The sequence below is a fragment of the Indiicoccus explosivorum genome, assembly GCF_002167005.1.
Lineage (GTDB): Bacteria > Bacillota > Bacilli > Bacillales_A > Planococcaceae > Indiicoccus > Indiicoccus explosivorum.
The window spans coordinates 37,446-60,676 of sequence record NZ_NHTN01000018.1 but is presented as its reverse complement, the minus strand read 5'-3'; the positions used below and the strand labels follow the sequence as shown (position 1 = coordinate 60,676).

General features: G+C 52.7%; 26 protein-coding genes and 1 pseudogene. 13 read left to right on the top strand and 14 right to left on the bottom strand.

Features of this window, described 5'->3' with window-relative positions:
• From CCE92_RS16180 to hemG, 4 genes and pseudogenes are all read right to left on the bottom strand, one after another.
• Positions 1–157, bottom strand: a pseudogene (locus tag CCE92_RS16180) (UDP-N-acetylglucosamine 2-epimerase); the annotation flags it as partial.
• A 3-nt stretch (positions 158–160) separates the two neighbouring features.
• Positions 161–1,825 carry a formate--tetrahydrofolate ligase gene (locus CCE92_RS06530; protein WP_088006713.1) on the bottom strand — a complete coding sequence of 555 codons (1,665 nt, stop codon included), beginning with the start codon at positions 1,823–1,825 and terminating at the stop codon, positions 161–163.
• An 81-nt stretch (positions 1,826–1,906) separates the two neighbouring features.
• Complete coding sequence (locus tag CCE92_RS06525; RefSeq protein WP_088006712.1) at positions 1,907–2,299, bottom strand: hotdog fold thioesterase; 393 nt, start codon at positions 2,297–2,299, stop codon at positions 1,907–1,909.
• Positions 2,300–2,399: 100 nt separating this feature from the next.
• Positions 2,400–3,794: a protoporphyrinogen oxidase gene (gene hemG / locus CCE92_RS06520; RefSeq protein ID WP_088006711.1), complete on the bottom strand. Its 1,395-nt coding sequence runs from the start codon at positions 3,792–3,794 to the stop codon at positions 2,400–2,402.
• A gap of 122 nt (positions 3,795–3,916) precedes the next feature.
• Between hemG and CCE92_RS06515 the strand changes: the two genes are divergently transcribed.
• Positions 3,917–4,741, top strand: coding sequence for an aldo/keto reductase (locus CCE92_RS06515; RefSeq protein ID WP_088006710.1), 825 nt, complete (start codon positions 3,917–3,919; stop codon positions 4,739–4,741).
• A gap of 69 nt (positions 4,742–4,810) precedes the next feature.
• On the opposite strand, the gene CCE92_RS06510 is transcribed toward CCE92_RS06515, so the two are convergent.
• Together CCE92_RS06510 and CCE92_RS06505 are read right to left on the bottom strand one after the other, a co-directional pair.
• A complete protein-coding gene (locus CCE92_RS06510) occupies positions 4,811–5,872 on the bottom strand; it encodes a hypothetical protein (RefSeq protein ID WP_241535901.1) in 1,062 nt (353 codons plus the stop codon).
• 48 nt (positions 5,873–5,920) lie between these two features.
• Positions 5,921–6,346 (bottom strand): GNAT family N-acetyltransferase, encoded by a 426-nt coding sequence (locus CCE92_RS06505; protein ID WP_241535900.1) that lies wholly within the window; start codon positions 6,344–6,346, stop codon positions 5,921–5,923.
• A gap of 140 nt (positions 6,347–6,486) precedes the next feature.
• On the opposite strand from CCE92_RS06505, the gene CCE92_RS06500 reads away from it, so the two are divergent.
• From CCE92_RS06500 to CCE92_RS06490, 3 genes are read left to right on the top strand one after another with little or no spacing between them, the layout of a single operon-like run.
• A complete protein-coding gene (locus CCE92_RS06500) occupies positions 6,487–7,542 on the top strand; it encodes a saccharopine dehydrogenase family protein (protein ID WP_088006709.1) in 1,056 nt (351 codons plus the stop codon).
• Between the two features lie 53 nt (positions 7,543–7,595).
• Positions 7,596–8,345, top strand: a complete 750-nt coding sequence (locus CCE92_RS06495; protein WP_088006708.1) for a GTP cyclohydrolase II — start codon at positions 7,596–7,598, stop codon at positions 8,343–8,345.
• Positions 8,346–8,358: 13 nt separating this feature from the next.
• On the top strand, positions 8,359–8,922 hold the full coding sequence (locus CCE92_RS06490; RefSeq protein ID WP_088006718.1) for a 5' nucleotidase, NT5C type: 564 nt from the start codon (positions 8,359–8,361) through the stop codon (positions 8,920–8,922).
• A gap of 20 nt (positions 8,923–8,942) precedes the next feature.
• Here CCE92_RS06490 and CCE92_RS06485 read toward each other — a convergent pair whose 3' ends face one another.
• Positions 8,943–9,239, bottom strand: coding sequence for a hypothetical protein (locus tag CCE92_RS06485; protein WP_088006707.1), 297 nt, complete (start codon positions 9,237–9,239; stop codon positions 8,943–8,945).
• Positions 9,240–9,414: 175 nt separating this feature from the next.
• Between CCE92_RS06485 and CCE92_RS06480 the strand changes: the two genes are divergently transcribed.
• Together CCE92_RS06480 and CCE92_RS06475 are read left to right on the top strand one after the other, a co-directional pair.
• Entirely contained in the window at positions 9,415–10,221 is an 807-nt protein-coding gene (locus CCE92_RS06480; protein ID WP_162287823.1) for a YwaF family protein, read from the top strand.
• A 31-nt stretch (positions 10,222–10,252) separates the two neighbouring features.
• Positions 10,253–10,987, top strand: a complete 735-nt coding sequence (locus tag CCE92_RS06475) for a YwaF family protein (protein WP_088006705.1) — start codon at positions 10,253–10,255, stop codon at positions 10,985–10,987.
• Between the two features lie 10 nt (positions 10,988–10,997).
• Here the strand turns inward: CCE92_RS06475 and CCE92_RS06470 are convergent, their stop codons facing one another.
• Together CCE92_RS06470 and CCE92_RS06465 are read right to left on the bottom strand one after the other, a co-directional pair.
• Positions 10,998–11,912, bottom strand: coding sequence for an NAD(P)/FAD-dependent oxidoreductase (locus tag CCE92_RS06470; RefSeq protein WP_088006704.1), 915 nt, complete (start codon positions 11,910–11,912; stop codon positions 10,998–11,000).
• A 78-nt stretch (positions 11,913–11,990) separates the two neighbouring features.
• The gene (locus tag CCE92_RS06465; RefSeq protein WP_241535898.1) at positions 11,991–12,479 is read right to left on the bottom strand and encodes a GNAT family N-acetyltransferase; all 489 of its coding nucleotides are present in this window, start codon (positions 12,477–12,479) and stop codon (positions 11,991–11,993) included.
• 121 nt (positions 12,480–12,600) lie between these two features.
• Between CCE92_RS06465 and CCE92_RS06460 the strand changes: the two genes are divergently transcribed.
• Positions 12,601–13,599 carry an LLM class flavin-dependent oxidoreductase gene (locus tag CCE92_RS06460; protein WP_088006702.1) on the top strand — a complete coding sequence of 333 codons (999 nt, stop codon included), beginning with the start codon at positions 12,601–12,603 and terminating at the stop codon, positions 13,597–13,599.
• On the opposite strand, the gene CCE92_RS06455 is transcribed toward CCE92_RS06460, so the two are convergent.
• Positions 13,544–14,089, bottom strand: a complete 546-nt coding sequence (locus tag CCE92_RS06455) for a chloramphenicol phosphotransferase CPT family protein (RefSeq protein WP_162287822.1) — start codon at positions 14,087–14,089, stop codon at positions 13,544–13,546. The genes CCE92_RS06460 and CCE92_RS06455 overlap by 56 nt on opposite strands.
• Before the next feature lie 271 nt (positions 14,090–14,360).
• Here CCE92_RS06455 and CCE92_RS06450 point away from each other — a divergent pair, with 271 nt between their 5' ends.
• Entirely contained in the window at positions 14,361–14,720 is a 360-nt protein-coding gene (locus CCE92_RS06450) for a hypothetical protein (RefSeq protein WP_088006700.1), read from the top strand.
• 147 nt (positions 14,721–14,867) lie between these two features.
• Here CCE92_RS06450 and CCE92_RS06445 read toward each other — a convergent pair whose 3' ends face one another.
• Both CCE92_RS06445 and CCE92_RS06440 read right to left on the bottom strand, forming a co-directional pair.
• Positions 14,868–15,110 carry a hypothetical protein gene (locus CCE92_RS06445; RefSeq protein WP_088006699.1) on the bottom strand — a complete coding sequence of 81 codons (243 nt, stop codon included), beginning with the start codon at positions 15,108–15,110 and terminating at the stop codon, positions 14,868–14,870.
• Positions 15,111–15,205: 95 nt separating this feature from the next.
• Entirely contained in the window at positions 15,206–15,496 is a 291-nt protein-coding gene (locus CCE92_RS06440) for a DUF6509 family protein (protein ID WP_088006698.1), read from the bottom strand.
• Between the two features lie 77 nt (positions 15,497–15,573).
• Between CCE92_RS06440 and CCE92_RS06435 the strand changes: the two genes are divergently transcribed.
• Both CCE92_RS06435 and CCE92_RS06430 read left to right on the top strand, forming a co-directional pair.
• Entirely contained in the window at positions 15,574–15,954 is a 381-nt protein-coding gene (locus tag CCE92_RS06435) for a nucleotide excision repair endonuclease (RefSeq protein ID WP_088006697.1), read from the top strand.
• Positions 15,955–16,127: 173 nt separating this feature from the next.
• Positions 16,128–16,985, top strand: a complete 858-nt coding sequence (locus CCE92_RS06430) for a dimethylarginine dimethylaminohydrolase family protein (RefSeq protein ID WP_088006696.1) — start codon at positions 16,128–16,130, stop codon at positions 16,983–16,985.
• A gap of 45 nt (positions 16,986–17,030) precedes the next feature.
• On the opposite strand, the gene CCE92_RS06425 is transcribed toward CCE92_RS06430, so the two are convergent.
• Positions 17,031–17,471 carry a hypothetical protein gene (locus CCE92_RS06425; protein ID WP_088006695.1) on the bottom strand — a complete coding sequence of 147 codons (441 nt, stop codon included), beginning with the start codon at positions 17,469–17,471 and terminating at the stop codon, positions 17,031–17,033.
• A gap of 232 nt (positions 17,472–17,703) precedes the next feature.
• On the opposite strand from CCE92_RS06425, the gene CCE92_RS06420 reads away from it, so the two are divergent.
• Entirely contained in the window at positions 17,704–20,073 is a 2,370-nt protein-coding gene (locus tag CCE92_RS06420; RefSeq protein WP_088006694.1) for a M14 family zinc carboxypeptidase, read from the top strand.
• Positions 20,074–20,124: 51 nt separating this feature from the next.
• On the opposite strand, the gene CCE92_RS06415 is transcribed toward CCE92_RS06420, so the two are convergent.
• Positions 20,125–20,454 (bottom strand): hypothetical protein, encoded by a 330-nt coding sequence (locus CCE92_RS06415; protein ID WP_088006693.1) that lies wholly within the window; start codon positions 20,452–20,454, stop codon positions 20,125–20,127.
• Between the two features lie 142 nt (positions 20,455–20,596).
• On the opposite strand from CCE92_RS06415, the gene CCE92_RS06410 reads away from it, so the two are divergent.
• Both CCE92_RS06410 and CCE92_RS06405 read left to right on the top strand, forming a co-directional pair.
• Positions 20,597–22,663 carry a penicillin-binding transpeptidase domain-containing protein gene (locus CCE92_RS06410; protein WP_088006692.1) on the top strand — a complete coding sequence of 689 codons (2,067 nt, stop codon included), beginning with the start codon at positions 20,597–20,599 and terminating at the stop codon, positions 22,661–22,663.
• A gap of 11 nt (positions 22,664–22,674) precedes the next feature.
• Positions 22,675–23,175, top strand: coding sequence for a metallophosphoesterase family protein (locus tag CCE92_RS06405; RefSeq protein WP_088006691.1), 501 nt, complete (start codon positions 22,675–22,677; stop codon positions 23,173–23,175).
• Positions 23,176–23,231 lie beyond the last annotated feature (56 nt).

Below are 23,231 nucleotides of genomic sequence, written 5' to 3'. Positions count from 1 at the left end.
CAATATCTTCTTTTCTTGAATTAAGCACTTCAAACATCGGGCTTCCAGTCTTAATAATCCGATCTGCTGGCAATCCTTCTCTCAATAAGTACTCTCTCGCAATATCACTGTAAGTTAAATTAATATCTGCTGTATGATCAACAATTTTGCTTTCTGTTATTCAGAAAAGGCCAAGTGCCCGCCCTCGTTCATCGACGTCCATCCGGAGCGCCGCCGGCTGTTTCGGCAGACCCGGCATCGTCATAATGTCACCCGTAAGACAGACGAGAAAGCCTGCACCGAGTTTCGGGACGATTTCACGGATTGTGACCGTGAAGCCTTCCGGCCGGCCGAGCAGCTTCGGCTGATCGGACAGGGAATACTGCGTTTTCGCCATGCAGAGCGGAAGCGCATCCCAGCCGAGCCGCCTGATTTCAGCCAGCTGTTTCGCGGCCTTGTCTGTCAGCTGGATTCTGTCACCGCCGTAAACCCCACGGACGATCGCCTCCAGCTTTTCTTCAACCGGATCCGTCACATCATAAAGACGCCGGAAGTTTTTTGGACGCTCCAGTTCCTGTTTCACCAGTCTGGCCACAGCCAGGCCGCCTTCGCCGCCTTTTCCCCAAACGTCCGCCACGGCTGCAGCCACTCCCGCTTTTTCTGCCCAATCCAAAATCACCCGGAGTTCTTCAGCGGAATCTGTCACAAAGCGGTTCAGCGCGATGACGGGTTCGATCCCGAACTGGCGGATGGTCTCCATGTGCTTGACCAAATTCGGCAAGCCGCGTCTGACCGCTTCAGGGTCCGGTTCTGTAAGCTGGCTTTTCCCGACGCCCCCGTGCATCTTCAGGGCGCGGACGGTCGCGACGATGACAACAGCATCCGGACTGAATCCCCCTTGGCGGGATTTAATATGCATGAATTTTTCAGCGCCGAGATCCGCGCCGAACCCGGCCTCTGTCACGACCACATCCGCAAGCCTGCGGGCGGTATTCGTCGCTATGAGAGAGTTGCAGCCATGCGCGATGTTGGCGAACGGACCGCCGTGGACCAATGCCGGCGTCCTTCCGATGGTCTGTACGAGGTTCGGTTTGAATGCCTCTTTCAATAAGAGTGTCAGCGCACCTTCCACTCCGAGATCCCGTACTGTCACCGGTTCACGGTCGTATGTGTAGCCCACAAGCATCTGGGCGAGCCGCTCCTTCAGATCTTCCAGTGACACGGCGAGGCACAGGACCGCCATGATTTCGGAAGCGACCGTAATATCGAAGCCGTCTTCGCGCGGCATCCCGTGCGCCGGTCCTCCGAGACCGACCGTCACATGACGGAGTGCCCGGTCATTCATGTCCAAAACCCGTTTCCATGTGATGCGCCGCGGATCGAGCCGCAGGATATTCCCTTGATGGATATGATTATCGATCAGGGCGGCGAGTGCGTTATTCGCCGTAGTGATCGCGTGGATATCACCGGTGAAGTGCAGGTTGATGTCTTCCATCGGCAGGACTTGGGCGAAACCGCCGCCTGTCGCACCGCCTTTCATCCCCATGACCGGCCCGAGAGAAGGTTCCCGCAGCGCAACCATGACCGACTCATCCAGCAGGCCAAGTGCATCCGCAATCCCTACCGTAACTGTAGATTTCCCTTCTCCAGCCGGTGTTGGGCTGATCGCTGTTACAAGTACGACTTTCCCTTGTTGTACAGCGGGCGGTAATTTTTCCAGATTGATTTTGGCTTTATAATGACCATAAGGTTCAAGTGCATTTTCCGGTATACCGGCACGCTCGGCGATTTGTGTAATCGGCAGCATCTCTGCTGCTGTGGCAATCGACAGATCAGTCTGTGTCATTCGTCCATCCTCTGCTTTCCGATTTTTCATCCATTATAACCCGGACAGCGGCTGAGGACATTGATCCGGATCAATATAACGTCAATTCTTCCGGATTACCGCTACAGTGCACCTTGATATACAGATCAGCTTCCCTTCCTCGTCGGTGATCCGGACATCCCAAACCATCGTCGTGCGCCCCTTATGTACCGGTGTGCCGGTCGCGGTCACCGTCCCGCTCTGTTTTCCCCGGATGTGGTTTGCGTTGATTTCAAGGCCGGCCGCTGTTTCTGTCGCCTGGTCGATCAAATTCCAGGTGCCGATACTTGCGACCGATTCGGCCAGTACAACCGAAGCGCCGCCATGGAGGAGTCCGAACGGCTGGTGCGTCCGCGAATCAACGGGCATCGTCGCCACTACCTTTTCATCTGAGGTTTCTTTGAATTCAATGCCAAGAAGACCGAGGATCGTGTCATCCATTTCTTTCAGTTTCATTTGCCGCCACACTCCGTTCCATTTTTTTCAAGAATACCATACAACCGGCGAACAAAAAACGCCTGTATTCTGCAGGATTACAGAATACAGGCTAATCCCGTCAGCTGGTGACGAGCTGGCCGGCGATCGCCTCGGCCGTTTTTTTACCGCTCTCGATGCATGCGCCGATTCCGACTCCATAGTAAGAAGCGCCTGCAAGGTAAACGCCCGGGTATTGTTCCGTCAGCTGTTGTTCCAGTCCGCCGACAGTGTCTTCATGCTGAAGCGTGTAATTCGGCATCAGGTCATCCCAGCGCGTCACTTCAACAGCGACTGGCTCTGCACTGATTCCCAGGCTGCTCCTGATATCTTCAAGCGCCACCTCCGAAAGCTCACCTTCCGTCATGGTTTCAAGATTCTCGTAACCGGGACTGGAACTCTTATAGAACAGCCGGACCAGCAGCCGGCGGTCACCGGATGTGTGCGGCCATTTCCGGCTTGTCCATGTGCATGCATCACATCGGATATCGCGCTCTCCTGCTACGATAAAGCCGGTCCCCTCCGCAGGCAGCTCTGAATCCGGAAGGTCGAAACCGAGATAAATGCTGGTGAGCGAAGAATTTTTCAGTTTACCGAATGCCTCCTGCAGTTCAGGCGAAGGCAGGAGCTGCTCGGCTGCTTTATGCGGGACCGCGAACACGATGAAATCCGCCGCCACTTCCTGGCCGCTTTTCAGGACGATGGTGTAGCCGCTGTTTTGCCGTCTGATCTCTTCCGGTCTGCTGCCGCGTAAAATCCGGACATCCTCTAATTTTTCTTCCAGCCGGTCGATCAGCACAGCCAGCCCATCGTCGAAGGACAAAAATTTTTTGTCGGCCGCTGCCTGAAACTTGCTCTTGTTCGCCTCGAGCCCCCTTATGATGCTGCCGAATTCGTTTTTGTAATCTAGCAGGAACGGCAGTGTAGAAGCCAGTGTCAGTTCATGGAGATCCCCGGAATAGACACCTGACAGCATCGGCGCAATCTGCCGTTCCGTCAGCTCTTCACCAAGGAAGGCTTCCAAAAATTCACCGATCGAACTCTCGGCTGTAAACCGGTCATTGGCCGTCTCCAGATCCCGGAGCGCTCGCTGCTTCCCTTCTTCCGAGACGAGAGTCGAGCGGTTCAGCGCATCGACCGTCATCGGAATCCCGAAAATGGTATCCTCTGGGATCGCATGGAGTTCCCGGTCCATGTAGAGGAAAGAAACACCGGTCGCATTATGAACGGTGCGTTCTTCCAGTCCGAGTTCTTCCGTGAGTGAAGTCACGCTATTATGGCGGGCGACAATCGAATCCGCTCCGCCTTCCATGATAAATCCGTCCTCTTTTATTGTACGGATTTTACCGCCGAGCCGCTCGTTCTGTTCGACCAGCACAAGATCCAATCCCAACTGCTGTTCCCGGTTCAGTTCCTGCAAATAGTGCAAAGCGGAAAGACCGGTGATGCCTCCGCCGATCACTGCTGCTGTTGTCAATTCAATCCACTCCTTTTCCCTCTTTCATTTTACAGCGGGAATACGGAGATTGGTACTGTTAGCTTTTCTGCCGGAATTTCTGTAAAATACCAATTACTTTGATAGAAAAGGAGAAATGCCTGATGGATTTCGTAACATTGAACAATAACCTCGAAATGCCGCAGCTCGGCTTTGGCGTATGGCAGGTAGGAAACGACGAAGCGGCGGTCGCTGTCAAAAAAGCGATCGAGACAGGGTACCGCTCGATCGATACAGCCATGATTTATAAAAATGAGGAAGGGGTCGGGCGCGCAATTAAAGAATCGGGTGTGCCACGGGAAGAATTGTTCATCACGACCAAGGTCTGGAACAGTGATCAAGGATATGAAAATACGCTCCGCGCTTTTGATGAAAGCCTGGAACGTCTTGGTCTCGACTATGTCGACCTGTACCTGATCCACTGGCCGACGCCTGAATTCGACGAGTATGTCGATACATACAAGGCACTGGAGAAGCTTTATAAGGACGGCCGGGTTAAAGCGATCGGTGTCTGTAATTTTGAAATCGAGCACTTGGAACGCCTGCTCGCCGAGACAGAAATTCCGCCGGTCCTGAATCAGGTCGAATGTCATCCATACCTTGCGCAGCGCGAACTGAAGGGGTTCTGCGAGGAACATAAGATTTACCTGGAGGCATGGAGCCCTCTCCAGCAGGGCGGGGAGGTGCTGAAGGATGATAACGTTGTCCGGATTGCGGAAGCGCATGGAAAGACGCCGGCCCAAGTCGTCATCCGCTGGCACCTTCAGCGCGAGAATATCGTCATCCCGAAATCCGTGACCCCGTCGCGGATCGAAGAGAATTTCAATGTATTCGATTTCACACTCTCTGCCGATGATATGTCTGCCATCGACGGACTTAATCGGGATGAACGAAAAGGACCGAAGCCGAGTGAAATGAACGCCCGATAAGATGCAGCAGGAAAAAAGGCTGCGCCGATCGGAAAGCCATCCGGAAAACGGATGGCTTTTCCTTTTGCCTCAGAGGAACGCCGCCAGCCGTTTCAGTTCCGCCTGCAGCTGAACGAGACGGGCCAGGATCATTTCCCTGCTGCCGTATCGGACTTTTTCACTTTCCGCTACCCCTTTCTCCAGCATCTGCCAATGCGCAACCGCCGTCTGAAGCACTTGCAGGAATTGTTCTCCCCGCACTTCCTGGATCTTTTGGATACTGTTTTCACAATACCCCTGGAGGAAACCGTGTGCGATGGCCTGCAGCGTTTCCCGGCATTCGCCGAACCGGTGCTTTCTGTAGCGTTCCGTTTCAGCGAGAGCAGCAAAAAGCATTTCATACAAATTCATGAAATTGCCCGCCATTACAGCGCCGTGATAAATGATCGGATACGGATCGATCAGCCGGACCTCCCCGTGGTGAAGCAGGATGTTTTCAGGAGAAGCGTCCTGGTTTGTCATCTTCAGGGAGGTGAACGCCCGCTTGCGCGTCTGGATGGCTGTCTCAAGCGCAGTTTCAACTTTTGGGTCGGACCAGCCGGATTCGCGGCTGCACAGCGCCTCATAATCCCCCTTGAATTCATTGCATTCTTCTTCCATGAACTGCCTGAAATCGAAATCGAATTCCCCGTGAAGCCCCCGCTCAGCTGACCAGGCCAGATAGCCGAGACCGGTCAATTCGACCGGCACCTCTTCTGTTTTTCGGTATATTTCACCAATTGCATATCCGATGGCACGGGCTTTTTCCGAATTCAATGAGTGAAGATCCAATGCGGTGCCTGCGAACGTTTCAATCGTATAGCACAAGTCTGACGATATGTAATACTTAAAAAACGCCGGAGCGGCGCCAGGAACCGCCTGATTGACCGTTCCATAATACAGCGCTGTTCCGCCGTACTCCGCATTCAAGGCTGCTTCATCGTATTCGATCTTCCGCCCATACGCTTCCTCTTTTGGAATGCGAAGGACAAACGCTTCTCCCTCATGCACAAGGCACCATGCGTCATGCCAGGCGCCTTCGCCCAGATAAGACGCACTTGCCGGATCAAGCCCCGCGTGCAGGCAGGCTGCCGTCATTTTTAAGTCATCCATATCCCTAACCGCCTCTTTCCGCCATCACTCCGGCTATCGTAAATCAAATCAGGAAAATTCCTTGATGCACTTGAACCGCTCCACGTCCAAGTACTTTTCACCCAAACTTTCAATTCGGAAACCGCAGTTCCGATAAAATCCGACCGCTTCTTCATCTGTTTCCGCTTCCATTCTTCTGAACTGATGGCTTTCTTGGACCCTGGAAATCATTTGGGCGCCGATTCCGGATTTTCGGTACCTTGGCTCCACAGCGATATGCAGAATCTCAGCGTCCGAGTCCTCTGTCGGCCAAATCCCGATACAGCCCCGGATTTCATTCTCCACCTCTGCAATATATAGGTAGCGCCCTTTCAGCCGGTGGACATATCCCTTGAATAATCCGGCTGCCTGGTTTTCGGCCGCTGCATAGGCCAGCAGCTGCAAAACAACTCCTTCGTCAAGAGCCGACACTTCCCTCATTGCCATATCCATCATATTCCGCACCCGCCTCCGCTATTCCTGCTTCTACTTTACTGGTCTGGCCAGCTCCCTGCAATCTTCGCGTGACGGACAGATGGATTCATTGCCGGCGCTTGAACTGATACACTTATACAAAAAGGAGGCGGCTGACTGCTATGGCTTCAAATTGGATGATTTACGGTGCCAACGGCTATACCGGCGGACTGATCGCCCGGGAAGCAAAAAAACGGGGTCTTTCCCCGGTCCTCGCAGGACGCAGTGAAACAGCGATTACATCGCTCGCCCGGGAACTGGAGCTCGAATCCCGCATCTTTCCGCTGGAACACGACATCGCCAAGCACCTTGAGGGCATAAGGCTTGTCCTGCATTGTGCAGGGCCTTTCAGAAATACGAGCGCACCCATGGTCAGCGCCTGTCTCTCAGCCGGCGCCCATTACTTGGATATCACAGGGGAAATCGCTGTGTTCGAGCATACGCATGCCCAGCATGAAAAAGCAGTCCGGCAAGGGGTCGTTTTATGCTCCGGTGCCGGCTTCGATGTGATCCCGACCGACTGCACCGCCTTGCGGCTGCAAGAGCTGATGCCGGACACAGAACGGCTGTCACTCGGTTTCGATACTGATTCAGGCGTTTCCCGCGGCACCTTAAAAACCATGATCGACGGTTTGGGCGGTGACAGCGCCATCCGGCAATCCGGCGTCCTTCTGCCAGTTCCGCTCGGCAGCCAAGTCCGGAAAATCGACTTCGGCCGGGGGCTGAAAACAGCTATGGGCATTCCGTGGGGCGATGTGTCGACCGCTTTCCACACGACGGGGATCCTGGACATCTCGACTTGGATCCCCATGTCGAAAGCCCGGATCTGCGCTGCCCGTTTTGCTGCCGCCGGCCGGCCGATTCTGAATTCCCGTTTCGTGAAAAGCCGGCTCGACCGCTTCGCTGACCGCCGGAAACCGGGACCGGACCGCGAATCCAGAGAACGCTCACCGGCGTTCATTTGGGGAGAGGCCGTGAATGCGCGCGGAGAAGCCGTCACCGTCCGGATACGCACAGCCAATACGTACGATCTGACCGTCTGGGGTGCCTTGGAAATGTCCGACCGCCTTCTTCGGCAGCGATTTCCCGGCGGCAGTTATACACCCGCCCGCCTGTTCGGTTCATCATTCATTGAGCAGCTGCCGGGGTCGGGACTGTTCGAGACTGAGACAATTTAGTTGATAAACGGCTCCGATATGCGTAATTTATTATTCATGAAGGAGGAATTCCGATGAGACAAACTTCACTGCAGCCTGAAGCGATGGCTGCCTTAAAAGATAAAATACGCCTGGTTCCGGCTGAAGAAGGCGCGATTTACTTGGTCGGTCCCGTCCGGCTCCCCGTCAATCTGTACGGAGAAACCGTCGAATTCCAATGGTATTGCTGGCTCAGTCAGTGCGAAGTGACAGAGGACTATGAAAGCATCATCAGTCGGCTTTCTTCAGCGAATCTCGCAGAGTACCAGCAGTCGAGCGTGCTGGTCTACGGCGATTTCGAACATGCTGAGGATGCGCTGATCCGGATGCACTCCATCTGCCATACCGGGGATATATTCGGCAGCAAGCGATGCGACTGCGGCTACCAGCTGAAGGAATCGATGCAGCAGATCGCCGATTATGGAGCCGGTGCTCTGTTCTATCTCGCGAATCACGAAGGCCGCGGAATCGGACTGTTCAGCAAAGCGATGGCTTACGTGCTCCAGGAAAAAGGGTACGATACCGTTCAGGCCAATGAAGAGCTCGGCTTTGCGGACGATGCCCGCGATTACGGCGACGCCATCCGTGTGCTGAAATCGCTTCGGGAAAAACCGGTCACACTTCTCACGAACAATCCGCGGAAACTCCGGGCGCTGGAGGAATCCGGGCTGGAAAACGTCAAGAGGGTCGCGCTTTGGGGAGATGTATCCGAGTACAATGAACGCTACTTGGCAACAAAGATAAACCGCTCCGGGCATTTAAAGGGTGAAGACGAGGATGACTGAATCCGGCACTGCTCTGAAATTCGGATTTGATGTCGACGACACGCTGATCGACCTCCGCCGGCACGCCTTTAACTTGTACAATCAAAAGCTCGGCAAGGACCTTTCCGTTGCCGAATTCGAAGCGATCGAACGGGTGGAGATCCATGAGCCATTCGGGCTGACAGAGACGGAAGGAAAAGAGATGTGGAACCGTTCGCTTGAAGAAATCTATTTTACTTCCTGCCCTCTTTACCCGAAGGCGGCTGAAACCTTGCAGGAACTGGAGCGGGAAGGACATGAAATCTATTATGTAACCGCCCGGCCGAAGGAGCATTGCGGACGCACGAAGGAATGGCTGGCAGCGCAAGGGTTTCCTGTGCATGACAGCCGTTTTTTCTGCGGAATGGATGACCATGAAAAAGCGGAGATCATCCGGGAACTGGATCTTGATTTCTATGTGGACGATAAACCGGCGGTGACCAGAACACTTGAAGGGGCGGGTGTCCGTGTCATTGTGAAGGACCAGGTGTATAACCGGGGAGAGGATCTTCCCCGCATCATTGACTGGTCGGAGTTTAAAACGCTGACGAAGGGGTAGAGTCAAAAGACAACGGCCGGTCATACCCGGCCTTTCAGCCGCCGGAAAGCCTGGATGAACTGGCGCGGGCTTCCTGGAATCTTGTACGTAAAAGTCCCGCTGTTCGTATGGAGGTACAGCAGGCCGGATTCGTCTGAGAATCGCTTGGCCGAAACATCCCAGACATCATTTAGGGGGAATTGAATTTCCGGAGAAGATACCTTATCCTCGAACAGGAGCAGCAGACGTTCCTGGCGGGTGATTTCCACTTCTTCGCGCCCGACTTCCCGCCTGATTTCTGTATAAGTCACGGATGCCACAGGTGCGGAACTGTTCATGGGATGACCTCCTGCTGCTTTTTTGCCGTCTGGCTGAACCTTTATCTTATCGGAAATCCTAAAACACCCGCAAGCCGGAAAGGCCGGGAGACGAAGCATTTTCCGCCTGCCCGGGTCTGTTTTTATGCTAAAATATTAGAAGATGCTGCTGAATTGCTGATTGGAGGAAATGGAAATGAAAGAATGGTGGGCAAAGACATCCGAGCATTTGTTTGAAAAGCACTCGCTTAGCCACTTCAGTATGATGGGCTTAGCTGCCGCAGGCGTGGCGCTGATCACAACTATAAAAGAGAAAATCGCCCGCCAGCTCGATAAATTCAAATGGCTCCGGGTTGCTTTGCTTGCCCTTCTTTTAGCTTCGGAAGTCTCATACCAGGCCTGGACTGTATCGGCAGGCGTGTGGAGTTTCGACGGCCACATGCCGCTTCATTTGTGTGCAGTCGCTTCTCTCGCGGCTGTAGGCGCTCTCCTCACTTGGAATGAGACAATGACGCAATTCGCATTTTTTACAGGAGTGGTACCGCCACTGATTGCGGTGATCACTCCCGAAGTGCCATATGGATACCGGCATTACCGGTTCTGGAAGTTTTTCCTCCATCACATGAGTATTCCTTGGGCAGCCCTTTTCCTGGCAGCAGCCCAGCCGCACGCCATCCATGTGCGCGGGGCGCTGAAAGTGTACGGGATGCTTGCCGCTTATGCTCTTGTGATCGGGAAAGGGATCAATCCGCTGACAGGTGCCAATTACCTTTATCTTTCCCAGCGGCCGAATGCGAAAACGCCGCTTGATTTCCTCGGTACCGGCAAAAAGTATATTGTTAATCTCGCGATTGCGGGGATGGGGATGTTCCTTGGACAGCTGTCTGTCTGGAAATTGCTGTACTGGACTCCTCGAAAGACAGGCGCATGTGCGCCTGTCTTTTTTCATTCGCAAAAAGGATCGGCGACAGACGATTTGTATTGCGTTCCCTTGAAAGTGTGATACGGTAAAAAGAAAATCGGGGGATTGGAACATGACAGAATGGCTGGCAAGGACATCGGATCATGAGTTCATTGCTTTTTCTGCCAGTCACATCGCTGCACTGGCCGTTTCCGCAGCCGGTGTGATCCTGCTGTTTCTCTTAAAAAATCAGCTGGCGCAGAAACCGGAGCGCTTCCAATGGCTGCGCTGGACGCTGCTCACCCTTTTACTCCTGTCAGAGGTTTCTTACCAGATTTGGACAGTATCGGTCGGCATTTGGACGTTCGCCGATCATGTGCCGCTTCATTTGTGCGGAATCGCTTCGCTCCTGGCAATGGCCGCCCTTGTGACATGGAACCCCTATCTCGTGCAGGCGGCTTTTTACTTTGGTTTCATTCCGGCGTTTCTCGCCCTGTTCACGCCTGAGCTGCCATTCGGCTTTCAGCATTACCGGTTCTGGAAGTTCTTCGTCCACCACGCAGCCATTCCCTGGGCGAGCCTTTATCTGGCGCTGAGCCGGCCTTCTTTCATTACCCGGCGGTCTGTCTTCAGGTCGTACGGGATTCTGCTCGTGTTTGCAGCAGCGGTCGGCTTCGCCGTCAATCCGCTGGCTGGTGCCAACTATCTCTACTTATCGCAGCTTCCGACCGCCACGACGCCCCTCAGTTTTTTTGGTGATGGCGTCTTATATTACTTTAATTTATGCCTTGTTGCTTTTGTGCTGTTTTACGGGCAGTTTGTGGTATGGAAACTGTTCATCAGGCCATCAGCGGATGAAAAGCCTTGAGGACCGCTCCTCAAGGCTTTTGGCTGTCGAAGTATTCATTTGTCAGATCTCCATCGATGCCGAGACCGGCCGCACTGCCTTCACCGGCGGCAATGATGAGCTGGGAAGGGACGATATGCGAGGCATCCCCAGCCGCATAGATGTTCCAGACGCTCGTGCGCCGATATTTGTCGGTCACGATGCCGCCATGGGCATTCGTCTCACAGCCGAGCTCTTCCCCGAAATTGACAGCCGGTTTCATATATGGCGTGATGAAGCCATAATGGCGTTCAATGGAAGACCCATCCGTAAAGCGGATCTGTTCGAGCTGGCCGTCTGTCCCTTCAAGGCTCTGGATCGGCGTTTCGATGATCCGGATTTCTTTTTCATCCAACCGTGCCCTTTCCTCTTTTGAAATACCCCCTTCGCCATTTGTGCAGATGACCAGGTCTTGGCTCCAGTTATACAGCTTTTTGGCAACTTTGAATACGCTTTTATCCGCTATAAGGGCAAGCGGCCGGTCCCGCACTTCCCAGCCGTCACAGTAAGGACAGCTGTACAGGCTCTTTCCGTAAAATTCATGGATATTCGGCACATCAGGCAGCTCCTCTTTCAGGCCGGTGGCAAGCAGCAGCTTGATGGCATGGAACGTCTGCCCGTCATCTGTCGTCAGTTCATAATCCGTGTCGGCAATTCTCTTGATCGCCTTCACGCGCTGCCTCACTTGCCGGACACTTTCGTATTTCTCCAGCTCGTCCGAGGCAAGCGCCTTCAGCTCCTCCGGGCGGATGCCGTCACGTGTCAAGAAGCCATGCGCTTCCCGTGTCACAAGGTTACGTCCATCATTTTCATCGAACAGGACGACATTCCGCCGGGATCTTCCCAATACTAAAGCGGCATTCAGTCCGGCCGGTCCGCCGCCGACGATTGCGCAATCATATATCATCGAATCATCCTTTTTTTCGCAGTATGATTGCTATTCCCTTTCCCCTCGGTCCTGTAAACCCGGAAAGCACATTCCCGCTTACGTGCAGCTGATTTCCTTCCGAAAATGAATAAATTCTTGTTCTTCCGCCGTTATCTCGAATCCATTTTTCTTAAGCACCTGCTGTGAACCGATATTGGTCTGTGTCGTTTTGGCAAGGAGGCAAGCCATGCCCAGCCGTTCCGCTTCACCGATCAGCAGCGCAACTCCTTCAGAAGCAACTCCTTGTCCGGCAAAGCGTTCGCTGACCCGGTAGCCGATGTGCCCGCAGCCGGATGAATCGATGTCCACCGCGTTCACACGGCCGGCGATTTCCCCATTCTTCCGGATGAGGAAGAAGAAGGACAGCCCTTTCGCCTGTTCCTCAAGCAACGCCCTGTTCCGTTCCGTGAAAATCGGATACTGATAATAATCGTCTCCCCTTCCGGGCACCGATCGCTCAAAAAATGTGCGGTTCTCCGATTCAAAACGGAACAGCTCACAAAAGTCCTGTTCAGTCAGCAGTTCCAGTGTGATATACAAGCTCATCTCTCCCTCAATTCCATTCTTTTTCAGACAAGTGCGCCAGCCTCCCTGCATTCTTCATCCATGTATTTTCCAGCAACAAATGGTACGCTTCCACAAGAGAGAGCATTAAGGAGGAGAGAGCATGATTTCACTTAGCATCCTGGATTATTCACCAGTGGATGAAGGAGCTTCCCCCGAAGAAGCCCTCCATCAGACGACCCGCCTTGCTAAGACCGCAGAGCGTTTAGGCTATAAGCGATTTTGGGTCTCTGAGCACCATGCCGTACCATCTGTTGCCGGCAGCGCCCCTGAGCTGCTCATGATGCATCTTGCGGCAAATACTTCCGCCATCCGGATCGGTTCCGGCGGCTCGCTGCTCCCGAACTATAGCCCCTATAGAATTGCAGAGAACTTCCGGATGCTGGAAGCCCTTCATCCCGGACGGATCGATCTGGGGATCGGCAGTGCTGCAGGCGGCGGCCGGCTCGCTGCAAAAGCGCTTCAGGGAGGAAAACCGAAAACCCCTCATGACGATCAAGTCGCCGATCTCCTCGGTTATTTGAGAGGGACTCTTCCGGACGGCCATCCCTACCGAAAGCTTACAGTATCTCCGGAAGTTCCCCGCCATCCCGAAGTATGGATGCTCGGAGCGGGAGGATCCAGCGCGGAAATCGCGGCAGCCCAAGGTCTCCCGCTGGCATTCGCCCACTTTGCCCGTCCGGCGGCCGGACCGGAGACCGCGCGGAAATACCGGGAAAATTTCGTACCTTCCGACTTCAGCCAGGAACCGGCCGTATTACCGGCAGTGTTCGTCATAACAGCCGAGACGGCGGATCAGGCAGAAATGCTCGCGAAAGCGTTCGACCTTTGGCTGTACTTCGTAGAAACACCTAATTCCCCGCCCTACTATCCATCCGTCGAAACAGCACTTCAGCGCGGAGTGAGCGGGCGGGAACGAGACAAGATCAAACGGAACCGGAGCCGGGTCATCATTGGGGATTCCTTGCAGGTAAAAGAGCAGCTGACAGAACTCGCGTCCTCTTACGATACGGATGAAGTACTCGTCATGCCGCACATCGCGGGGTTCACGAACCGGGAAAAAGCGATCTCACTTCTGGCACGAGCATTCCAGACTGCCTGACAGCAGCCGCAATCCGGGCAGCGCACTGTTCAGCGGTAAACATGGACGTATCTACCGTCAGCCGATAAGGCTCGTTTTGTCTGTGGATGAAATCCAGCTGACTTGCTGCTAGACCGACTCTCCGGTCTCCCCTTGCTTTTTCCCGGCGTTCAAGTTCCGGCTTCGCACAAAAAACGCCCACGAAAAAGACCGGGTACCCGGTGAGCAGCCGATAAAAATCGGACAGCGTCCCCGGATCGTGGAGTACGGTGTCCGCCACTGTATGAACCCCTTCGTCGGATAGGAGGGCAAGTGTCCGGTGAAACAGCCGTTCTGTCGGCACTGGTATCAAGCGTTCGCCTCCCCGCTCTTCCATTTCTTCAATGAATTTGTCATAACTGTCCAGCTCTGCGTGAAAAAAAGAAGGTTCAAGCTTGATCAGTTCCTTGGCAATACTTGTTTTGCCCGAGCTGGAAGTCCCATTCAGGACAACGATGATCCCTTTTTCCATCTGCATCTCTCCCCATTCATAAAACTCGCATGTTCCATTCCGCGGAACATTTCAAAGTTCCGGATTTCCCTTCCATTATTCTTCCCAAATGCCGCGCTAATTTTAAATTTTCAATAAAAAAGAGAAAATTTGGTCCTATAGATTCATGATAAGTGTCTTGACATGCGTTAAAGTAGAAAAAAGTCTTTGATTTCACGAAATAATTGTATGAAAAATTTAAAAATTAAGGGGAAAGTGGCATTTTCTTTTTAGCATGAAGGGAGAGGGTTATATGGTGCGAAATTCGTTTTTTTCTCCGAAGCCAATCGAATACTTTTTCACCCGTGCAAAAGATACCCGTGAAGAAAACGGCAAGCTGTTCATCACCTTATTCGGCCGTCTTACACGTGAATGCGTCCTGTCAGAACCTCATTATGTTAAACGGATTACAGAAACGGAATGGACCGACCTGGAAGAAGTCGCTTGGGAACAGGCTTCTGTGAAAATCCAGCAAATCCCGAACGGAATCCGCACGTTCCAAGTGACAGAAGAAGTCTTCAGTGAGCTGCTCAAACAATCGACTGCGCGGCCCTGGGAACTTTATTACCTCTCACCTGTCTGCAAACTCCGCAAATTCAAGAAATTTTCCTGACTTCTGAAAAACGCCGGTAAAAAAGAAACAGCCCCAGCAACGGATGGCTCAGTCTGTTCATCTGCCGGATGGACATTCTGGAAACCCGCTCCGGACGCTGCTTTCCGAACACCCAAAAAGCCAGTCCGCCTGCGGACTGGCTTTCCTTCAGCTATTTATGGAATTCGTCTGCCTGTCATCCTTTGCCGATTCAAAATTTCCGGAACCGACCCGCCGGCGGATCTCTTCTTCGGACAAATCCAAATCAATCGGGCCGGTCGGGATATTCTCGGATCCGGCTTCGACTTCGGCGCGCTCTGTTTCCGCGAAGCGCTTGTTAATTTGGCGGCCGAGCCGTTCGCGCTCTTCCCGACTGTCGAATGTTTTTTCCACCCATTTTTTATCAGCCATCTTGTTAACCCCTTTACACAGAATTTCCTCTTCAGGAATGGCAGTCTTCTTTTGATGATTGTACCAAAATTGTCAGAATAGAAGCAAATATACTGCTACACGCCAGTATCCAGGTTCGCCCGGCAGTAATCCAGCACTTGCTGTTCCTCTTCATCATCCATGGCGAAGTCAAGAACCTGCTCGCTCTCCTTTTCGAGGAAGAAATGCTGGACTATACGCATGCCATCATTTCCTTGAGCCAAAATCACCCGGAGCACCAGCCCTTTTTCTGTGTAAAGCTCATCCTCTTCCTCCACTTCAACATCCAAAAGCCATTCAAACCGTCTGTCCGGCATTATGCCTGTCGGGTCCTTTAATTCTGTCACTTCATGATTTATGATCTCCATACTTGTCCCTCCGTAAAATTGCATACAGCTTTCCTATATGGTAGCATATTCTCTAGCCTTATAAGGACGTGATATGAATGATTCAAATTAAAGAACCCAAGACAGATGTCTCCATCACTCGTCGCGAACAGCAGTCCCAGGAGGGCGAAGCCCCGATCACTCCGGTGGCTGGATTCATCGACCTGCATGAGATTCCCCGGGATAAAGGAGGGCTCATCCAGTTCTATAATCACAGCGGTGATCTTCTGTTTGTCGGAAAAGCCCGGAAGCTCCGTCAGCGCGTAAAAAAACACCTTCAGGATAATGTATCGCCCCTCCGCACTCATCGCGAGGAAATCCACCGGATCGATGTGACTTTTGTTGAAGATGCGATGGAACGCGATATTTATGAGACGTATCTCATCAATTCCAAGCAGGCGAAATACAACATCGATAAAGTTTATTACAAGCAGCAGTAAAGGCGCGGGTTTTCCGCGTCTTTTTTTCATTTGGACAGAAAGGAAAGAACGGAAGGTCCTGCAAAAAGAAACAACCGATTCAAGACAGTCTGGAAGTTTTAAGTTTTCCTTAAAACGGGAATAGAAGTAAAACAAGTCTCTATAAGACTCAATTCTAATCGGAGGAATCCCCTATGACTTCAACAGTGCAAGAATCAGGAAGTGCAGGCTGCAGGAGTGAGTACGGAACATTGAAACGGGTCGTGCTCTGCCCGCCGCGCCACATGGCCATTAAAGACATCATTAATGACGTGCAGAAAAAGTATGCAACTGACAACATCAATACAAAACTTGCAATGAAGCAGCACGCGAACTTTGTCCGGGCGCTCAACGAACAGGGGACCGAAACAGTTCTGCTCGAGCCTCACCCTGACTATCCGGAACAGGTATTCACCCGGGATATCGGATTTACGGTCGGTGATGAAGTATTCGTCAGCGAGATGGCATGCTCCATCAGACAAGGGGAGGAAAAAGAACTTCAAAAATGGCTTCAGACTGATAACATTCCATACCGGAGAATGTCCGGAAGGCGGATGGAAGGCGGGGATGTCATCGTAGACCGGGATTCGGTGTTTGTCGGAATCAGCAGCAGAACCGGCCGGGAAGCCGTTCACCAGCTTAAGAAGCACGTGCCGGATCACCAGGTGATTCCGATTCATTTTGCTGAAAACTATTTGCACCTGGATTGCGTCTTCAATGTCATATCAGAAGATGAAGCGCTGATTTTTCCTGAGGCGATGTCGGAAGAAACAGTGGATTTTCTAGCGGAGCGCTATCACTTGATCCATGTCAGTAAGGAGGAGCAGTTCACACTGGGCACAAACGTACTTTCAATCGGAGACAGACGGATTTTCAGTCTGCCCCAAAACCCGCAAGTGAACACAGCGCTCCGGAAGCGCGGATACGAGGTCATTGAGATCGATCTATCGGAAATCATCAAATCCGGCGGTTCTTTCAGGTGCTGCACCATGCCGATCGAACGCGGATCATGAAACAGCAAAACACCGCCCCCTGCTGGAGGAGGCGGTGTTTTGCTGTCACCAGAGCATCGGCTTATCAACCATGAACCACAGCATGAGGAGCAGCAATCCGATATACATCCAGACAGAGCGGACAAGTTTTGCCGTCAGCACCGCGTGATCGGCTCCCGGCGTATTAAATTGCACAAGGACAGGCTTGAACGCGCTGGCAAGAAAGAAAACGGACGTGAACATGACCGCAAGCGTCAATACGACCCAGGACGTATACCACGGCCATGGGCTGATCCAGACAAGAATTACGCCCGAACCGACCAGGACATGTCCGGCGTGCATGACAATCCGCACAGCCGCCCGGAAAGTGGCGATATGGCTGTCGAGCAGAACACCATCAGCAGTCTTCATTTTGCCTAAGACGGGAAGAAGCACAAAAAACGGGCCGATCGAAGCCACTGCGCTTAGAATATGCAGAAACAAAACGAATGAAAATAAAAAATTCATGATTCCCCAAGTACCTTTCCTCTTTTTTACTCCATTTTAGACGTTGCCCGCATTATAACCCATAGGGAATTCCGCTAATTCGCGCATGGGTTTCCCCTCTTTTTTGAAAACCCTCCCTATTACCTATCCCTTTTCAGAAAGAATAGCTGTAAAGGATGATGTATTCTTTATTGTTTTGAATTATTATTCATATTAGTTATTTTTTATTCAAAAATTGATTGGAGGAACCACTTTGAAAAAAACCGTCACCGGATTGCTGGCAGCCGGTATTTTCGCTACCGCCCCCTGGTCGTCTGTGCTTGCCGAGTCACCGAAAGTGTCCTACATAAACGCATTGGAAGAACAGGATGGCAGCCTGTTCAATGCATACAACTACGATTTCATGAAATTCTCGGAAATCGGTCCGAAGCTGGAGGAAATCGAGAAAGCGTCGAACCGGGTGAAAGTCGATGTGACAGGATATTCCGCCGATGGCCACCCGCTTTACACCGTCACCATTGCCGCTCCTGAATTCGGCGGGAAATTCGGTCACAACAAAGCGCTCCGTAAACAAATGTTCAATAATCCCGGAAAAGCGCAGGAATGGATTCAGCAGCACCCCGATTTCAAAGTGCCGATCATGATCAACGGCTCCATCCATGGCACGGAGTTTGTCGGCACTGACGCGATCATGCAGCTGATCGAGCGTTTTGCGACAGGAACGGATGAGACAACTGCTTCCATCCTTGAAAATAACATTCTTATTTTCAACGTGAACGCAAACCCCGACGGACGCATCGGCGCGACCCGTTTCAACGGTGAAGGCATCGACTTGAATCGTGATTTCATCACCCAGTCCCAGCCGGAAACTCAGCAGACGGTTGATTTGATCACTGAATGGAACCCGATGGTGTTCCTTGACACGCATGGCTATGTCCGGAACTACGCGCCTGGCAAACAAGGGCTCATCGAACCGTGCACCCCGCCGCACAACCCGAATTATGAATATGACTTGTATAGTAAATGGGCTCTCAGTCAGGCGGAAGCGATGGAACAGGAGATCCTGGAAAACAAAGCGGACTATGAAGGAAATCTGTATCAGGAAATGACCGGCACATATGTCCCCCAGCGGGATGACGCCGCCGGCTGGGATGACTATCCGCCGATCTTTACACCGATGTACGCCATGTACCACGGTGCCTATGGACACACGCTTGAAGCACCGACGAACAATGAAGACGGTGTAGACTGGATGTACAATGCGGTCATGGGCGCTCTGCAATTTGCGACTGATAACAAGGAAGAAATGATTGCAGACCAGATCGAGATCTTCAAGCGGGGAATCAATTTCGATCACCCTACCCACGAGCAAGGCTTCTTCCCGAAAGCCTATGTCCTGCCGGTGAATGAACAAGACCCGACGGTGACAGAAAAAGCGGTCAATCATCTGTTAGCCAACGATATTGAAGTCGTACGCGCTTCCAAACCGTTCACGGCAGACGGAACCGCTTTTGCGAAAGGCGACTACATCGTGAACATGGACCAGGCGAAAGCCGGACTCGCCAATACGATGCTGTGGGACGGCGAAGATATAACGGATGATACGCCATCCATGTACGATATTTCCGCATGGAGCCTGCCGGAACTTTGGGGCTTTGACGCACACGCAGTCACCAGTAAAGTGACGGTCCCGTCCGCGGTCGTGAACGAGGCGGACAGTCAGGGGACCCTTTCAGGAAAAGGTCCGTTCGTCATTCCGAATTCATCGGTGACAGCTGTGGGACTGGTGAACACGCTCCTCGAACAAGGGGTGCCGGTGAAACGCGGCGCCGATGGCACCTTCTATACCGACGCACCGGCCAATGCCCTCTCGCATGCCGTGAAGGCCTCCGGGCTGGATATCGCAAGCGGGAGTGTACCGGCGGACGCAGAACCGCTGGAAGCGTTGAAAGTCGCGCTTCTTGAAGACGGCGGCATGGGGAAAGTCCAATCCCATTCCGGAATGAAACTGGCGCTTGAGCGCCTTGGCTTCGACGCAGCGGAATTGTCTCCGGCCGAAGTGGCGGAAGCGGGACTCGGCGGTTTCGATGCCTTTATCTACACCGGCACGGAAAATCTGATTGCGAAGAGCCACTCGCGGGAGGCGAACCGGGAATTCGGTTTCGAGCACCCGGAGCAGTTCGAGTCGTTCAAACAGCACCTCAGTGATTTCGTGGCGGATGGCGGCAAATTCATCGCGGCGGGTGCCGGCGGCTCCAATGCAGCCGTTACTCTCGGACTGACAGACGTGACGGTGAATACAGGTGGCTGGAACAGCAACGGTATCGTGAAGGTCGATTACGGCGTTTCCGGCACGACCGCGAGTTACGGTCAGGACGATATCGGTTTCGTCTACCGCCCGGTTTGGTATGAAGGTCCGGAGACATCAGAAGTGCTGGCTTCATATGACAGCGGCGACTTTTTTGTCGCCGGTCATTGGCAGGGACAAGAACAAGCCACCGGCCAGCCGGTCATCATCAAGGAAAATGAAAAAGATGTCACATTGATCGGCTTGGAACCGGCATTCCGTGACCATACGGATTATTTGTACCGCCTGATCTCGAACACTCTTTTCACCGACTAAAAAACTGCAGCCCGGTTTGAGCCGGACTGCAGTTTTTTGCTTTTTTGATGATTATTCTTTTGTTTTATCCACTTCTTCGACTTCCCGTCTCGTACTCGGGTGGCCGATTGACTGCCATTCATCATAGTAAGCGGCATCCAGTTCACTGAGCCCCTTCTTGCCTTCTTCCTTATCGGCATCCGGTGCCTCCCGACGGTCCGCTTCAATGCTGTTATGCATGTCATGGTCTTCATACACCCAGACTTTCTTCTTTCCTCCATCCGGTGTTCGGGCCTTCACTTTTTCCGTGTCATCCGTTTTCTTATATTTTTTCAACAAGGCCATGCCGCCGGCCACTGCCGCCCCTGCCATCATCAGATTCTTTTTTGTCTTTTTCCGCAAGACAATTCCTCCTGTTCTGTAAATAAATTTCATAGATTCTTTAATACTCTTCATTCCCTTTTTTAAATAAAAATAACCCTTTCAATTTTACAGCCTCCATGGAAAGGGTAAACTATAGGAAAAGAGAATGGAGGTCATTGCAATGGACAAAAGACTTGCGTGCCTGCTTCCGCTTTTACTGATGACAGCCGCCTGCCAGGAATCGGCCGAACCGGAGGAACAGCCGGCGCCGGAAGAACCGGCCGAACCGGAAGTTGGTGATCCGGAAGAGCGGGCAGCAGCTTATATCGAGCACTGGAATGCCATGGAATACTCTGTCATGTACGAAGACTTCGTTTCATCCGCCACTGCAGAAGCTTTCGGGGAAGAGCAATTTGTTGCCCGGCAGCAGCAGCTCAAAGAAAAGTTGGGTATTCACGATATGGCTATTACATATACGGCACCTCCGGAAGAAACAGCATGGGAAAACGAAGAATTTGCGGATTTTCCTATTCACGTAAGTATGGAAACCGTTGCAGGACCGATCGAATTTGACGAAACGCTCACGCTTGTCCGGGAGGAACAGGACGGCGAAGAAGGATGGTTCGTGGATTGGGGACCTTCCCTGATTTTGCCTTCACTCGAAACAGGTGATACGGTCGAGGTGGAAATCACGGAATCTGCAGCCCGCGGGGAAATCACCGACAGGGCCGGCCGGGCGATCGCGGCGAATACGACCGGTTATGAAATCGGCATTGTTCCCGGGCAGTTCACAGATCCCGCGCTGAAGCCGGAGCTGGCGGATCTCATCGGCGTGACAGTCGCCCATATCGACAGTCGGCTGAATCAAAGCTGGGTGCAGCCGGACTTCCTCGTCCCGATTGCGACACTCCCTGCTAATGAGGCCGGGGATGCGGAACTGGCCGATACCATGCCGGGGGTGGCAGTCAATGAAGCGACAGTCCGCTCTTATCCTTACGGAGAAGCCTTGTCCCATGTGACGGGCTACATTGCCGAGATAACGGCGGAACAGCTGGAAACAATGAAAGAAGACGGATATGCGGCCGGTGACGTGGTCGGGCGGAAAGGACTGGAGCTCCTCCTCCAGGAGCGGCTCCGGGGCAAAGATGGAGCACGAATTTATATCGAAAAGACCTTCGGCGAACAGACAGAGCAAGTGACGGTCGCTGAACGCCCCGCAGAACCCGGTGAGACGGTCCAGCTGTCCATTGATGCGAAACTTCAGCAGCGCATTTATGCCGCTATGAACGGCGAAGCCGGAGCAAGTGCCGCGATCGACCCAAAAACAGGTGACACACTCGCTCTCGTCAGTTCTCCAGGTTTCGATCCGAATTTATTCGTAAACGGCATTACGCAATCCCAGTTCCAGGAACTGCAGAACAATCCGAAAAACCCGCTTTTCAACCGTTTCACTGCCCGTTATGCACCCGGCTCGACCATAAAACCGGTGACTGCGGCGATCGGTCTCGAAGCGGGAACCATCGATCCCGCGGCTGGCGTTGAAATTAACGATGAAACGTGGCGCCCGGACAGCTCCTGGGGAAATTATGAAGTCACCCGCGTCCATCCTGAAGTGCCGAATCCGATTAATCTGAACAAAGCGCTCGTTTACTCGGATAACATTTATTTTGCGATGCAGGCGCTGGAGATGGGTGAGGAAACGTTCGTGGAAGGGCTCAAAGCATATGGGTTCGGTGAAGAAACTCCCTTCCCTTTCGATATCCGGCCATCCCAGATTTCCAATAGCGGTGAACTTGCCGGCGACATCCAGCTGGCGAACACGTCCTTCGGCCAAGGAGAGATGCTCGTGAATATCGTGCACTTGGCCTCGATGTACGAAGCGTTCCTGAACAACGGTCTGATGTATGAACCGGCATTATTCCTCGAAGAGGACCCGGCCGCCTGGAAAGAAGGGCTGGTAAGTGAAAAGAATGCCGAACTGATCCGGACTTCACTGCGGAATGTCGTGGAGGAAGGCCCGCTTACAGAAGTGAAACAGTCCCCGGTTCCTTTGGCCGGCAAGACCGGAACAGCGGAGCTGAAAGGAGCCGGTGAAGAAGACGGAAAACAGAACGGATTTTTTGTCGGCTATGATACCGCCCAGCCTTCCATGATTCTTGCCATGATGATTGAAGGTGTTGAAGACAATAACGGCAGTGCTTATCCTGCCAAACTTGCCGCAGACATCTTCGCCAATACAGCGAACTAGGAGGGAATCAGTTGAATATCGTCATTTTATCTGACACCCATATTCCAGGAAGAGCGAAGAAACTGCCTTCCGTACTCGCAGAGGCTTGCGGACAGGCCGATCTTATCATCCATGCCGGCGACTGGCAGACGCTTGACGTTTACTTCGAATTATCCGCATATGCCAGGACGGAAGGTGTAGCAGGGAATGTGGATCCTTGGGAAGTCATCGATAAGTTCGGGCGCCAGAAGATCGTTGACGCGGATGGGCTGAAAATCGGGGTCATCCATGGGGATGGACTTCGGAAGACGACCGAGCGGCGGGCTCTTGAAGCTTTCGAGGGAGAACAGGTCGATATCATCGTTTTTGGCCATTCCCACATCCCTGTCAGCCGGCAGGAAGGCGGCATCACTTTATTCAATCCCGGCTCCCCCACTGACAAAAGGCGGCAGCCCCGGTACTCGTTCGGTATTCTCGAAAAAAACGGAGAGGCGTGGACGTTGGATCATGTCTTTTTTGACAGTAAAGACTGAACCGGCGGGTTCCCTCCGGCACAAATCAGAAGTCTCCAAATAAACAAAATCCGGAA

Coding starts and splice junctions, on each gene's coding strand:
- CCE92_RS06525 (WP_088006712.1), bottom strand. CDS start 2,299: ATGAAACTGAAAGAAATGGATGACACGATCCTCGGTCTTCTTGGCATT.
- CCE92_RS06505 (WP_241535900.1), bottom strand. CDS start 6,346: ATGATGGATATGGCAATGAGGGAAGTGTCGGCTCTTGACGAAGGAGTT.
- CCE92_RS06440 (WP_088006698.1), bottom strand. CDS start 15,496: ATGGAGATCATAAATCATGAAGTGACAGAATTAAAGGACCCGACAGGC.
- CCE92_RS06475 (WP_088006705.1), top strand. CDS start 10,253: ATGACAGAATGGCTGGCAAGGACATCGGATCATGAGTTCATTGCTTTT.
- CCE92_RS06515 (WP_088006710.1), top strand. CDS start 3,917: ATGGATTTCGTAACATTGAACAATAACCTCGAAATGCCGCAGCTCGGC.
- CCE92_RS06410 (WP_088006692.1), top strand. CDS start 20,597: ATGGACAAAAGACTTGCGTGCCTGCTTCCGCTTTTACTGATGACAGCC.
- CCE92_RS06495 (WP_088006708.1), top strand. CDS start 7,596: ATGAGACAAACTTCACTGCAGCCTGAAGCGATGGCTGCCTTAAAAGAT.
- CCE92_RS06455 (WP_162287822.1), bottom strand. CDS start 14,089: ATGGAAAAAGGGATCATCGTTGTCCTGAATGGGACTTCCAGCTCGGGC.
- CCE92_RS06465 (WP_241535898.1), bottom strand. CDS start 12,479: ATGAGCTTGTATATCACACTGGAACTGCTGACTGAACAGGACTTTTGT.
- CCE92_RS06445 (WP_088006699.1), bottom strand. CDS start 15,110: ATGGCTGATAAAAAATGGGTGGAAAAAACATTCGACAGTCGGGAAGAG.
- CCE92_RS06425 (WP_088006695.1), bottom strand. CDS start 17,471: ATGAATTTTTTATTTTCATTCGTTTTGTTTCTGCATATTCTAAGCGCA.
- CCE92_RS06430 (WP_088006696.1), top strand. CDS start 16,128: ATGACTTCAACAGTGCAAGAATCAGGAAGTGCAGGCTGCAGGAGTGAG.
- CCE92_RS06460 (WP_088006702.1), top strand. CDS start 12,601: ATGATTTCACTTAGCATCCTGGATTATTCACCAGTGGATGAAGGAGCT.
- CCE92_RS06450 (WP_088006700.1), top strand. CDS start 14,361: ATGGTGCGAAATTCGTTTTTTTCTCCGAAGCCAATCGAATACTTTTTC.
- CCE92_RS06500 (WP_088006709.1), top strand. CDS start 6,487: ATGGCTTCAAATTGGATGATTTACGGTGCCAACGGCTATACCGGCGGA.
- CCE92_RS06485 (WP_088006707.1), bottom strand. CDS start 9,239: ATGAACAGTTCCGCACCTGTGGCATCCGTGACTTATACAGAAATCAGG.
- CCE92_RS06480 (WP_162287823.1), top strand. CDS start 9,415: ATGAAAGAATGGTGGGCAAAGACATCCGAGCATTTGTTTGAAAAGCAC.
- CCE92_RS06530 (WP_088006713.1), bottom strand. CDS start 1,825: ATGACACAGACTGATCTGTCGATTGCCACAGCAGCAGAGATGCTGCCG.
- CCE92_RS06470 (WP_088006704.1), bottom strand. CDS start 11,912: ATGATATATGATTGCGCAATCGTCGGCGGCGGACCGGCCGGACTGAAT.
- CCE92_RS06435 (WP_088006697.1), top strand. CDS start 15,574: ATGATTCAAATTAAAGAACCCAAGACAGATGTCTCCATCACTCGTCGC.
- CCE92_RS06510 (WP_241535901.1), bottom strand. CDS start 5,872: ATGGATGACTTAAAAATGACGGCAGCCTGCCTGCACGCGGGGCTTGAT.